This window comes from Sphingobacterium sp. GW821-FHT03E03, from assembly GCF_059420745.1.
Window position 1 is genome coordinate 242,903 of sequence record NZ_JBWKUH010000006.1, and the last position, 12,551, is coordinate 255,453.

The 12,551-nt window shown below is 39.7% G+C and carries 11 protein-coding genes; 6 read left to right on the top strand and 5 right to left on the bottom strand.

Going from position 1 to position 12,551, the window contains the following annotated elements; genetic code table 11:
* Positions 1-25: 25 nt before the first annotated feature.
* Both AC07UV_RS10305 and AC07UV_RS10310 read right to left on the bottom strand, forming a co-directional pair.
* Complete coding sequence (locus AC07UV_RS10305) at positions 26-1,945, bottom strand: RagB/SusD family nutrient uptake outer membrane protein (protein WP_495183639.1); 1,920 nt, start codon at positions 1,943-1,945, stop codon at positions 26-28.
* Between the two features lie 2 nt (positions 1,946-1,947).
* Positions 1,948-5,097 (bottom strand): SusC/RagA family TonB-linked outer membrane protein, encoded by a 3,150-nt coding sequence (locus AC07UV_RS10310; RefSeq protein ID WP_282254095.1) that lies wholly within the window; start codon positions 5,095-5,097, stop codon positions 1,948-1,950.
* Between the two features lie 448 nt (positions 5,098-5,545).
* Here AC07UV_RS10310 and AC07UV_RS10315 point away from each other — a divergent pair, with 448 nt between their 5' ends.
* From AC07UV_RS10315 to AC07UV_RS10330, 4 genes are all read left to right on the top strand, one after another.
* Positions 5,546-5,866, top strand: coding sequence for an ArsR/SmtB family transcription factor (locus AC07UV_RS10315; protein ID WP_120257324.1), 321 nt, complete (start codon positions 5,546-5,548; stop codon positions 5,864-5,866).
* 1 nt (position 5,867) lies between these two features.
* Positions 5,868-6,332 (top strand): SRPBCC domain-containing protein, encoded by a 465-nt coding sequence (locus AC07UV_RS10320; RefSeq protein ID WP_495183640.1) that lies wholly within the window; start codon positions 5,868-5,870, stop codon positions 6,330-6,332.
* A gap of 28 nt (positions 6,333-6,360) precedes the next feature.
* The gene (locus tag AC07UV_RS10325; protein WP_495183641.1) at positions 6,361-6,942 is read left to right on the top strand and encodes a YdeI/OmpD-associated family protein; all 582 of its coding nucleotides are present in this window, start codon (positions 6,361-6,363) and stop codon (positions 6,940-6,942) included.
* Between the two features lie 174 nt (positions 6,943-7,116).
* Positions 7,117-8,676, top strand: coding sequence for a sulfatase family protein (locus tag AC07UV_RS10330; protein WP_495183642.1), 1,560 nt, complete (start codon positions 7,117-7,119; stop codon positions 8,674-8,676).
* A gap of 159 nt (positions 8,677-8,835) precedes the next feature.
* Here AC07UV_RS10330 and AC07UV_RS10335 read toward each other — a convergent pair whose 3' ends face one another.
* The 3 genes from AC07UV_RS10335 to AC07UV_RS10345 form a co-directional block, all read right to left on the bottom strand.
* The gene (locus AC07UV_RS10335) at positions 8,836-9,525 is read right to left on the bottom strand and encodes a hypothetical protein (RefSeq protein ID WP_495183643.1); all 690 of its coding nucleotides are present in this window, start codon (positions 9,523-9,525) and stop codon (positions 8,836-8,838) included.
* Between the two features lie 116 nt (positions 9,526-9,641).
* Positions 9,642-10,166 (bottom strand): hypothetical protein, encoded by a 525-nt coding sequence (locus AC07UV_RS10340; RefSeq protein ID WP_495183644.1) that lies wholly within the window; start codon positions 10,164-10,166, stop codon positions 9,642-9,644.
* A gap of 44 nt (positions 10,167-10,210) precedes the next feature.
* A complete protein-coding gene (locus tag AC07UV_RS10345; protein ID WP_120257318.1) occupies positions 10,211-10,510 on the bottom strand; it encodes a hypothetical protein in 300 nt (99 codons plus the stop codon).
* A 137-nt stretch (positions 10,511-10,647) separates the two neighbouring features.
* Between AC07UV_RS10345 and mazG the strand changes: the two genes are divergently transcribed.
* The gene (gene mazG, locus AC07UV_RS10350; RefSeq protein ID WP_495183645.1) at positions 10,648-11,460 is read left to right on the top strand and encodes a nucleoside triphosphate pyrophosphohydrolase; all 813 of its coding nucleotides are present in this window, start codon (positions 10,648-10,650) and stop codon (positions 11,458-11,460) included.
* Positions 11,461-11,537: 77 nt separating this feature from the next.
* Complete coding sequence (gene trpS / locus AC07UV_RS10355; protein ID WP_282254084.1) at positions 11,538-12,536, top strand: tryptophan--tRNA ligase; 999 nt, start codon at positions 11,538-11,540, stop codon at positions 12,534-12,536.
* Positions 12,537-12,551 lie beyond the last annotated feature (15 nt).

Genomic DNA, 12,551 nt, shown 5'->3' on the forward strand with positions numbered 1-12,551 from the left:
GAATTGAATATCAATTTTTTATTTTTTACCAACCTGTATTTTGGACCAAATTGGGATTGATCTGAAGCGCATAATCATTGATAGGCCACAAATAATCGCGTGGAGCAATAAATCCCTGATTGAACAAAAACACTCTTGTGTTATACTCCTCTATTGTTTCTTGTGTAATATTCCAGCCATAAACGGGTTCATTGAGCAGTTTTGAGGCTGTTTTCCATCGTCTTAGGTCCCAAAAACGACTCGCTTCAAAAGCCATCTCAATACCACGTTCACGATGAATAATCTCCCGCAGCCCAGTTACAGTTGTGTATTTATCTGGTCGTTTGGAATATGCCATCCACGATTCTTCTATGGACTTAAGTCCCGCTCTCTCGCGGATCTGGTTGAGATAGGGCAATGCTGCTTTCGAATTTCCGCTTTCGTTTAATGCCTCAGCATAGAGCAGATAAAGATCTGCCAGACGCATAATAGGCCAAGGGTACGATTCCACGGTAGTTGAAGTTTCTGTTGCCACCAGATTCCAGTTGACAAGCTTTTTTGTATAATAACCTGTGATGGAATACATACGGGGCTGTTTTTTACCACTATGTTCACCCGATTTGCTCTTGATCTCATATTCTTTATTTGACATCAGCCATTTAGAACCGTCAAATGCAATATCAGCGTAAAATCGTGGTTCGCGGCCAAAATGTAAAGCAACGGTCTGGTAGCCCTCTTGCATACCCTTGTCCTGGGCTGTTACAGTTTTTAGTTCATATCGGTTTGCATAATCCCAATTCTTGTCTTCCTCTATGGGAACACCATTTTTGGTGTAGAACAATTCCGCCATTTTCAGTGTAGGTGCATATTTACCTTTGAGCTCCCTGCTAATATTATTGGGATCTAGCTGGGGGCAAGCAAAAAGCTGTATCCAATAGGTGGGTGACCCATCGGAGGTTGCCCCCCAGATCAGCTCCTTGTTCCATTTTTCGCAGACTGCATTGCGAATGTTCATTTCAATCTGCGTATCTTCATTCAACGTTCCTGCCTTCGGAACAAAACGATATAAAGCAACATCCGATTCCAATGCCATATCGATGGCTTTTTTACAAGCCTCAGCCGCTCTTACCCATTTCTTTTCATCATAGACTGGATTAAATAATGCTTTTCCATCCTTGTTTTTTAGATTAATATAATCTGTATTTCCATTAAACAGTGGACTCGCTGCAGTAACCAGCAACCTTGCCTTGATAGACAGTGCCGCGACCTTGGTCACACGACCAAGCTCAGTAAAGCGATTATTTATTTTAGCAGGTAGACCGACATTGACATTTCCGAAAGATGCCTCATCAATTAAATTTGAAATATAATTGACAACAGAATCGACTGGCTGGCGATATGTTTTTACTTCTTCTGGTGTCGCGGTAGTGGAGAAATTCTTATCAAGAATCGGAATAGGACCATACATCCTAAACAGATACCAATGAAAATAGGCTTTCAAGAATTTCACTTCAGCTACCCAACGATCCTTTACATAGGGCTCTAGGTCAACTACTTTATCCACATTTTCCAGGAAAATATTACAATTGCATATTCCTGTCCATAGCGAGCGGCTATCATACCCATCCCAATAATTCATCTTTGGGTTAACTTTAGTCTGTAATCCCCTTGCAATTTCATAGGAATCCAATGAAAAGAAATCAAGCGTCATCGGCCAATAGGTCCAGGTTTCATCGCCGCCATTAAAACCCGGATTCATGTCTGGGTTTCCCTCCCGTGGTAGATAAGAATAACAGGTAAATAAATATTTCTCGGCTTCAATACGATTTGCGAAGACATGATCTATGGTCGCGACATTATCAGGCACGACATCCAGGAAGCTTTTTTTACAACCTGAGATCATTAAGACAATGATAAATAGGCAACATTTCCCAATATTTCTGCGTACAAAATTAGACTGTTTCATGATTAGTTTAATTGAACGTTTACTCCTATATTAAATACTTTTTGAAGCGGATAACCCAGACCATTTCCTCCTTGCTCCGGATCCCACATTTTGAAGGCACTAACCAAAAAGAGATTGCTTCCGTTGGCATAGATTCGCATACCTCCTAAGCCAAATTTTTTCGCGATTTTTTCATGTAGGTTGTATCCAATTTCCACTGTTTTCAAGCGAAGGAAAGATCCATTGCGCATCCACCAATTAGAAGGCTTGTTGTTGTTTTCGTTCCCAGTCGCGCTGAGGCGTGGCCAAAACGCATATAAGTTATTGTTGTCCTCCGACCAATGATCTTTGGCGATTACGTCCAAGAGTCCACTTTGCATTCCGCCACTAAGTATAAATGGTGAAATTGCTTCAGGATTTATAAATAAGGAAGATCTTCCCGACCCTTGAAAAAAAGCACTGATATCGAAATTTTTGTAGCCTAAAGAAAAACCAAAACCATAGGTAATCTCTGGTGTAACCGGATGCCCCAAGCCATTAACCATATCTAGATTAGTTATTTCACCATCACCGTTCAAGTCGCGGTATTTGATATCTCCGCCTCTCACCTCGCCAAAGTTTTGCCTCGGCGAACTTTTAACATCCTCATCATCAACAAATAATCGTTCGGCAATAAAACCATAATTCTGCGCCAATGAATGCCCAACGCGTGATAGATAGTACATGTTTTCCTGATAATCGGGTTCCTCATTGACCAGTAATTTACTGGTCGCATAGGTAAATGTACCCCGCGCCTGTAGCCAGGCACTTCCAAAAGTTTTATGATAATCCATCGATACGTCTACGCCCTTACCCTCTGCCTTTCCCACGTTTGCACTAATTTTAGGTTCTAAACCAACTGTCGTCGGGATATAAACTCTTTCCATCAGGATATTGCTCCGACGTTGCTTATACACTTCTACCACAACATTTAATGAATTTAATATACTTAAGTCCAGCCCAATGTTGGTTGTATTTCCCTTTTCCCAAGTAATGTCGTCATTAGCATACCTTGAGACAGATACTCCAGGTCTTGAATAGCCATAATCTTCACCAAAAAAAGCGCCTCTCGCAGCATTATTTAGATTGACATCTGAAAGGTAGAAAAATCGGTCTTCGGGTTTTCCTATCTGATCATTTCCCGCAAAACCATATGTTGCCCGCAATTTCATTCTTGTAATTATAGGGGCAATTGGCCTAAAGAAAGCTTCATTACTCAGGTTCCATCCCACGCCAATGGATGGAAAGAAACCAAAGCGTTGCTTTTTAGCAAAACGCTCCGAACCGTTATAACCAAAATTGGCTTCGAGCAGATAACGGTTATCGTAATCATAGGTAAATCTTCCGGACAGCCCCTGATTTCTAAATGGCAAAGAAGCCTGAAGGTTTCCTGCATTACCGTTCAGGTAATTTCTCATAATCGTAATCAACAGACCACTGATATTATGCTTTTCATTAAACGTGCGATTATAATTAACTGCTGCTTCAGCATACGTATTTGTATTTACAATTTTAACACCCTCACTATAATTTAGGTATTCAGTAGCTGTTTTCTCATTCAGTAATGACAAATTATACCCCTTTTCATTGGCATTTGTTGGATTGGCCTGATAAAAAAATGGGCTGTACTGACGGGTCAAATTAAAATGAGAATAACGTTGCGTGTAAGCCATCAATCGACCAGTCAGGCCTTTTGTCAGGAAGTTGAAGTCCTGTTTGATCTCCAGCTGTACATTTAAGGTAGAAGTATTATACTCCTGGAAACCAGACACCATAGAAGCGTATGGGTTATTATAAAACTTTCCTTCTGCCAGAGCAGCATTGCCAAATAAAGGATGATTTACCCGAGGCATATCCGAAGCGGGAAAGAATGCTGGAAACAATACCGGATTGGAAGTTAAGGTGCTCCTAAAAATTGAACCGCCCCCGCCTATCGGACCAGTATAATCATCAAAGCTCCCGGATGTCTTGACCGCTCCTTCGGTTGTAGGTGTTAATTTCACGTTTACATTGGAACGAATTTCATAACTTTTAAGGTCAATATTATTATTGAAGTTATTTTGTTTATTTGTTTTTAATATGCCGTTATCTTGGTTAACCGTTCCTGAAATATAATATTGAGCAGCCTTCCCCCCGCCATTCATATTAAAATTGAATCGTTGATTCATGGTGTAGTCTTTAATCATTAAGCCTATCCAATCGTTATTGGGATATAACAGGGGGTTATTACCCGCAATAGTATGATCAATCTTATTTTGCGAATAGGGTAGCTCACCGATTGGATTTCTGGTGAGTACAGCTTCATTCGCTAACTTCATGTAAGTTATATTATCCGCCAGCTTAAAATTCTGTGTATTGGTAGAGATTGAATTTTCCAGTCTAAAGTTAAATTTGGTCTTTCCATCGGAGCCCGTCTTTGTCGTAACCAGTACGACACCATTTGCGCCCCTTGCGCCATATAATGAAGATGCTGCTGCGTCCTTTAGTACAGAAAACCCTGCGACATCATCCGGTTGGAGCCTAGCCAAGGCAGTTGGCGTAGATTCCATACCATCAATCAAAATAAGTGGATCTACCTTTCCACTACCAAAAGATGTGATACCACGGATAAAAAACTGCGCATTATCCGCGCCGGGCTCACCACTACGTTGGTATGCAATTACACCGGATAACCTTCCTGCTAACATGGTGGTCAGATTGCTCGTTGGCCCTTTGAGTTCTTTTGGATTGATCGTCGTAATCGAACTGACCATACTCTCCTTTTTCTGATGCCCATAGGCCACAACAACAACCTCCCCCAATTCACTTTGATTGTCTTTTAAGGTAACATCAATCTGATTGCGTCCCTTGATTTCCTCTTCGGTTCCCATAAACCCTACAAAGGAAAAAATAAGAGTGCCTTTAGCCTCCGGTACTTTAATCGTGTAACTCCCGATGGAGTCAGTCGTCGCTCCAGTCTTGCTATTTTTCAATAATACACTTACACCAGACAAGCCTTTACCGGCTTGATCTTTCACTTTCCCCTTAATTGTAAAACTGCCTGACTGAGCATTGCATAATTGCGCATAAATCCCCATCAAAAATAGACAGAGGAGAGCACGCACCCTAAAGTAAGAAATGATACTTTGGCTCATAATTTTGGTTAGTTTAACTTGGTTTGTATGAAAATAATTTCAATTTGTATATACATAGTTACATATTAAAATTTTAATTTCAAATCTTTTCTTATTTTTTTAAGAAAAAAATTAAAGCAAGCGGTTGCATTGTATTTACTAGATAAATAGGCTAATAACCGCATTTTTACTACTCACTGTCTCCCTCAGAACAAATAGTTTTATCCAACAATAATTATTATTAGCACTTTTGAACACCTGCAAATAAATATATTGTACATACATAGAAGCAAATGTCCATACGTAAGAAAAAAGCCCCCTCCTTTTACACCTCCTAAGGTGATATAGTCTATACATATTTAGTCACCCGCTTTCGCTAAGTTTAAAACGAGATTCAAAAAAAATATATAAAAAAAACACTTGTATAGTTAAACGGCAACATATATATTTGTAGCTAAATAACTTCATAATGAATTTAAGACGAGATGTTTTTCAAGCTATTGCCGATCCAACCAGAAGAGCTATACTTCTTCTTCTGGCTTCACAAGCTATGACTGCAGGAGCTATCGCTGCAAACTTTAATACCGCAAGACCAACAGTCTCTAAGCACCTGCAGATTCTAAGCGAATGCGAGCTACTGAAATCCGAGCAAAATGGCCGTGAAATTTACTATCAGCTCAATCCATCAAAATTGAAAGAAATAGCTGATTTTATTGAACCTTTCCGCGACATGTGGGATGTGCGATTTAACAAATTGGAAGAAATTATGAAAAATTATAAAGACAAATAAGATGGAAAAGAAAACAAAAATCCATGCCGAAGAGGGTAAACAGGAGATTTTGATCACCAGAGAATTTGACTTACCGCTAACACTGTTATTCAAAGCATATGAACAACCTGAAATCTTTGAACAATGGATGGGAACCAAGGTTTTAAAATGGGAAAATAAAAAGCATGGTTCTTATGCCTTCGAAACTTCCCACGACAACCATGTTGTATTTAAAGCGAACGGAACAATACACGAATTTATTCCCAATGAGAAAATCACAAGAACATTCGAAATGGAAGACAGCCCCTTTCCGGTACAATTGGAATATCTGAGCTTCGAAAAACTAACCGACAATAGCAGCAAACTTCTCATGCACATTGTATTTCAATCTGTCGGATTCCGCGATCAGCTTCTTCAGATGCCCTTTGCTCAAGGCATCAATATCGCACATAACAGGCTTCAGGAAATCGCAATCAAATTTACCTAATCTTCGATTATATAAACCACAATAGAATATGAACCTAAAAGCACAACATTTCTTCGAGAATTCAAAAAAATGGAACGAAGAATTCAATTTATTACGGGAAATTGTCGTAGAAAACCAATCGCTCGTAGAGGATTACAAATGGATGCACCCCTGTTATACCTTTGAAGGGAAAAATATTGTCTTGATCCACGGATTTAAAGATTACTGTGCCTTATTATTTCACAAAGGCGCCCTACTAAAAGACAAAAAACAGCTATTAATTCAACAGACTGAAAACGTCCAGTCAGGCAGACAACTCAGGTTTACACATATCGAACAAATTGCAAACCTAAGGGAGACCATCGTAAATTATATCCAGGAGGCTGTGGCGATTGAAAAGTCTGGTGCAAAAGTCAACATGCGAAAAACGGAAGACTACCCCGTTCCCGAAGAATTCGCGAAAGCCTTAAATGAGGATAAGGAATTCCAAAATGCATTTCTATCCCTAACTCCTGGTCGTCAAAAAGGATATCTATTTTATTTCAATCAGGCAAAACAGGCAAAAACTCGTGAAGCAAGGATTGAAAAATATTATCAGCATATTTTGGAGGGAAAAGGTATAGATGACTAAAAGAACGGGAAAAGCTGGAGTCAATGCAGAATCGATGCGGACTTTTGGCGATAGCAGTATGAATATGGCTGGAATTTGGTAGCTTTGTTATGCAACGCTGAACGGAACCTAAACCAGTATCTGTACTGTCGGTGCATTTCGCGGAATTACATAGCACACACAAGGAGAATATACATGAATAAAAAACTATTTTTGTTTATCTGTAGCTTACTACCATTTATAACACAAGCCCAGCAGAAAATCGACAACAAAACTCGCCCAAACATTATCTTTATTTTAACTGACGACTTCACTGCGCAAGCTTGGGGTGTTTATGGTGGAATTTTAAAAGATATTGTAAAGAATCCAAACATTGATAGTCTTGCCAAACAGGGTGCGATACTCAACAACGCATTCTGTACAAATTCCATCTGCACACCTAGCCGAGCAGCCATTCTTACAGGGCAATACAGTAATAAAAACCAAGTTTATACCCTAGATGATGCACTGGATCCAAACAGAGCGAATATCGCCAAAGACCTACAGCATGCTGGCTATCAAACGGCTGTTTTCGGGAAATGGCATCTTAAAAAGAAACCTTCAGGATTTGATGATTTTAAGGTATTGCCAGGACATGGAGTTTATCATAATCCAACATACCTTTCCAAAGATAATTGGAATGACAATGAAGAGGCTGGCACGCCATACAAAGGTTATGTAGATGATATTACAACACAGCTGAGCCTTGACTGGTTGTACCAGCGCAATCCTGACAAACCATTCTTTTTGATGTGTCATTACAAAGCAACCCATGAACCTTTTGACTTCGCAGACAGATTCAAGGACTTGTATCAGGGTATTGAATTCCCCTATCCTGCAACTTTTCTGGATTCCGGCGCAACGACAACCGGACGGACCTTTGAAGGCCAGCCGCTCGAAGAGCTCGGCAACCGTTACGAACAAGCGTCCACAGGCCCCTTCTGGACTTCCTACCCCGATCTTCCCTTCTCTACCAAAGGCATGAGTGCACTCGACGCCCGCAAAAAAATCTATCAAAAACTCATGAAGGATTATTTGCGTTGTGTCGCAGGTGTAGATGATAATCTTGGAAAAATTATGCGTTATCTGAAAACAGCCAAAATTGACGAAAACACGGTGATCATCCTTGCGTCCGACCAAGGGTATTTTCTGGGGGAACATAATTTTATGGACAAACGTCTGATGTATGAAGAATCGCTACGCATGCCCTTTGTGATCCGCTACCCAAGGGAAATTAGGGCAGGTAGTATAATTGATGATATGATCCTTAATATTGACTTTGCAGCGCTATTTGCAGACTATGCCGGCATAAAAAAACCTGCGTATATACAGGGAGAGAGTTTTCGCAAAAACCTAGCGGGCCACAAACCAAACAATTGGCGTAAATCTATGTATTACCGATATTGGCAACATGCTCCTATACGCCCGGCTCATCTTGGTGTGCGTGACGAACGCTACAAACTCATCTATTTTTATGGACAACCATTGGAAATGACAGGCAGTGATAAAAAAACTACAGCGCCAGCTTGGGAATTTTATGACCTACAAAAAGATCCTATGGAAACACATAATGCGATCAATGACAAGCGATACGTAAAAGACATTAGTCGATTAAAAAAGAAACTCATTAAACTTAAAACCCAAGCTGGAGACAGTGACAGAAGCCGCCCTTCTTTCCAGCAGCAGTTGATCAATGAAAATTTAGAAAAAAAATAACAACATCATGAATTAACACCATTCGTTGTTTTTTATTGATTACCTAAATAATCAGCTACTCAAGTAGTCGATTAAAAAGTGCGGTGCCATAAAGATAGATGGCGCCGCACTTTTTAATATTATAGATACCATAAACAAGTATCCTCATAGGTAGTCAAACTAGTTTTGATGCTGAAGCTGTGGGTATTTTTGATACAACCTATCCAGGAAAAAACGTCCCATCAGCTGAAGTTTCGACTGTGTTTCAAACATACCAGAACCGGGAGATATAATTCCATCAGGCATCCGTTGCACAGCGCCATAATAGATAATATCCAGGCTATTTCCATTGACATCAAGATGCATTTTTTTAGGTTTTAATCCCATAATGGATCCCATACGGGTAACCTTTTCTGAATTGCTGATTTGAGCAGGACGTGCGTTCAATAGCGTTTCATGGTCAAAAACCAAATGATCTTTGGCTTCACCATCATCAAAAAAGACGTAATGCAGTTCATTGTTGCTAAGCACAAGATAGGAGGCATTGTCACGTTCGCTATACCTCGCTTTTACCCCTACTGCGGCCCAAGCTACAGTTTTAGCTGCCGTCGCTGCCGCTGAAGCCACCTTATCACCGACTGTTGCAATGTAGGCACATTGTGTAAATGCATCGATTGGAGCTCCGTTCATTTGTTTGGTTAATTCTCGAAACTCCTGAAGCAACAGCTCATCTTTGACACCTGGAGCTAAAGCAATCCCAGCATCTCCTTCATACTTCCGAGCAGTCTCTTTTTGCTTTTTCATCATGATGATAGAAATGAAAACGCAGACTGCCACAATCACAACAAAAATACCGATGTATAAAATCATATTATTATAATTTAGAAATTGGTTAATAATTCACAAATAAATTGAGCGTCAAAAAAGAGGATATTGATTATCAGTATCCTCTTTTCGTGGTAGTCCATAACAAAAATTTTGCCAAACTACAGTATCCGATCCGGATAATGTATATTATTCAAAGCAGTCTGATGCATATCTACCCAAATATCATTGTATGGCTGTTGTAACAACCAATTTGGGGAACTACGCATGTCCGCGTCTTGATCGTTGTTGTAAATAGAAGGAAACTCTGACTCCTTCGCACGGAGCAACACCACTATTGTTCCTTTCATATGTAGTGGAAGATCTCCCAAAACGAGATTATAAAACCCTTCTTCGACCAGCCCCGGACTAAATCGTTCGAGGCTATCGTAACTCCTTTCCAGTTTACCAATAAGCTTTTCCAGTTCCCGTGGATAATGTCGTTCGACATAAGACTCAAAAAGCCCTGTGCCATTATTATAAAATCCCCCTTTCATTAAGTTGAGCGCCTCATTGCGGTATACTTGCAACAGACGATCCCCATTTAGATCGGTATAGCCTCCATCCAAAGGCTTGCCATCGCGACGCAAAGCCCATATCCTAAGTTCTTTGAGTCTTTCCGATTCAGTAAAACTATTTCCTTCCATAACTTAATTATATTAATAGCTACTATTTTAGGATAGTCTTATTGCTAATGTTCTCTTTCTTTTAGTTCAAGCTGAAGTAGAATATCTCGCTTCTTTCCTTCAATCAACGATAAATTACCTGCCACAAAAACACCTTTTTCTCCTGAATTTCGGCTTATTCCATATACAGTAGACTCATCATCTGGATCTGACGCCCCTTCATAACGAAATAGGTAATCAATCTTAAACTGGTCTGCATGGGCCAATAAATCATCAAATTCGATGTTGTAATCTATTTTATATCCCAAGCCGCTTAACTTTTCCAATGCCACACTAGCTGACGAGTACCCGTGCATTCTTTCCATAACTGATTCTTCTTAAGTTGATCTAAATAATCCTTTTTATTATAAAACGACCATTTAGTCCCTTTTGTTTTCCTCAATTTCAAATAGTTTATTCAAAATCATATTTCTATTTTTGTAAGACGAAAACTCAAAATCATATGGCAAATCTAGCAGCTCCGGCTTATCAGCACACCCCTCAACTAGCATTCCAACGTTTACTCGATGTCTTGTATACCTTAAGGCTTGAATGCCCTTGGGACAAGAAACAAACCATGGAATCTTTGCGTCACCTGACGATGGAAGAGCTATATGAGTTGACAGATGCTATCCTAGAACAGGATTATCCAGAAATAAAAAAGGAACTTGGTGATGTTCTGATGCATCTCCTATTCTACGCCCGTATTGCGGAAGAAGAAGGACATTTTAATATTGTTGATGTACTAAATGCAATCTGTGACAAGCTAATTACCCGCCATCCCCATATCTATGCTGGCGCAAATGCGCATACTGAAGATCAAGTGAAATCCAACTGGGAAGCCATCAAGCTTCAGGAGGGCAATAAATCCGTCCTTGCAGGTGTTCCAAAAGGACTACCGGCTCTGGTCAAAGCCTACCGTATTCAAGATAAAGTAAGAGGTGTTGGTTTTGACTGGGAAGACAAAAGACAAGTATGGGAAAAAGTTGAGGAAGAGCTTGCTGAATTTAAAACTGAATTCAATATTGAAACCTCCGAAGCCATTGACCGTGAAAAAGCAGAGGCTGAATTTGGGGACCTATTATTCTCACTCATAAATTATGCAAGGCATATTGGTATCAATCCAGAAAATGCCCTGGAACGTACCAATAAGAAATTCATAAACAGGTTTACCTATTTGGAGCAAAAAGCTGCGGAAAACAAGCAACAATTACAGGATATGAGCCTCGAAGAAATGGATGTTTATTGGAATGAAGCAAAAAAACTAAAAAAATAACGACAATCCATTAAAAGGCATACGACTCACGGAATTTAATTCTACTTTGTCAAATTTATCCGTAAATTCGCAGGAATATGGAAACAGTTGTTAGTGGTATCAGAAGTACCGGAAAATTACATTTAGGAAATTACTATGGCGCATTGAGCAATTTTGTGAAAATGCAAAATGAATATAATTGCTTTTTTTTTATTGCGGATCTGCATTCTTTGACGACACACCCTACACCACATGGTCTTCAGGGAACTGTACGTCAAGTTATCGTTGAATATTTAGCTGCGGGTATAGACCCCGAAAAATCAACTATTTACGTACAGTCTGACGTCCCTGAAGTTGCAGAGCTTTACCTATACATGAATATGAACGCCTACTTAGGCGAACTTGAGCGAGCAACAGCATTTAAAGATAAAGTGCGCAGCAACCCCGACAATGTCAATGCTGGCTTGCTAACCTACCCTGTCTTAATGGCTTGTGACATTCTGATCCACCACGGAACTAAAGTTCCTGTTGGAAAAGACCAAGAACAACATCTGGAAATGACACGTACATTTGGCAATCGCTTTAATCGTCTATATAATGTAGATTATTTTAAAGAAGCTTTTGCTTTCTCCTACTCGGACAAATTGGTTAAAATACCTGGATTGGCAGGTCAAGGTAAAATGGGTAAATCCAATGGTGAGGCTGATTGCATCTATCTTTCGGATTCTGCTGATGCCATTCGTAAAAAAGTAATGCGTGCCGTTTCTGATTCAGGTCCAACTGAAATGAACCAACCGAAACCCGAAGCGATCCAAAACCTATTCGATCTAATGAAAGTGGTTTCGACATCCGATACATTACAGCACTTTGACGAACTTTACAATAAATGTGAGATCCGTTATGGAGATTTCAAAAAGCAGTTGGCAGAAGATATGGTATTGGCTACAAATGATGTACGTCTTCGTATTGAAGATATATCGAACGATGATGATTATATTGCTAAAGTTGCAAAATTGGGAGCCGAGAAAGCCAGTGAATCTGCACGCAAGACACTGAAAGAAGTTCGTGAGATTATTGGTATCAAGAGATTTTATTAAACAAGGAAAGAGAAT

What these genes read in the sequence shown, in the direction of transcription:
- mazG (WP_495183645.1), top strand. Translation starts at nt 10,648, where the DNA reads ATGGCAAATCTAGCAGCTCCGGCTTATCAGCACACCCCTCAACTAGCA.
- AC07UV_RS10330 (WP_495183642.1), top strand. Translation starts at nt 7,117, where the DNA reads ATGAATAAAAAACTATTTTTGTTTATCTGTAGCTTACTACCATTTATA.
- AC07UV_RS10315 (WP_120257324.1), top strand. Translation starts at nt 5,546, where the DNA reads ATGAATTTAAGACGAGATGTTTTTCAAGCTATTGCCGATCCAACCAGA.
- AC07UV_RS10345 (WP_120257318.1), bottom strand. Translation starts at nt 10,510, where the DNA reads ATGGAAAGAATGCACGGGTACTCGTCAGCTAGTGTGGCATTGGAAAAG.
- AC07UV_RS10335 (WP_495183643.1), bottom strand. Translation starts at nt 9,525, where the DNA reads ATGATTTTATACATCGGTATTTTTGTTGTGATTGTGGCAGTCTGCGTT.
- AC07UV_RS10310 (WP_282254095.1), bottom strand. Translation starts at nt 5,097, where the DNA reads ATGAGCCAAAGTATCATTTCTTACTTTAGGGTGCGTGCTCTCCTCTGT.
- AC07UV_RS10305 (WP_495183639.1), bottom strand. Translation starts at nt 1,945, where the DNA reads ATGAAACAGTCTAATTTTGTACGCAGAAATATTGGGAAATGTTGCCTA.
- AC07UV_RS10320 (WP_495183640.1), top strand. Translation starts at nt 5,868, where the DNA reads ATGGAAAAGAAAACAAAAATCCATGCCGAAGAGGGTAAACAGGAGATT.
- trpS (WP_282254084.1), top strand. Translation starts at nt 11,538, where the DNA reads ATGGAAACAGTTGTTAGTGGTATCAGAAGTACCGGAAAATTACATTTA.
- AC07UV_RS10340 (WP_495183644.1), bottom strand. Translation starts at nt 10,166, where the DNA reads ATGGAAGGAAATAGTTTTACTGAATCGGAAAGACTCAAAGAACTTAGG.
- AC07UV_RS10325 (WP_495183641.1), top strand. Translation starts at nt 6,361, where the DNA reads ATGAACCTAAAAGCACAACATTTCTTCGAGAATTCAAAAAAATGGAAC.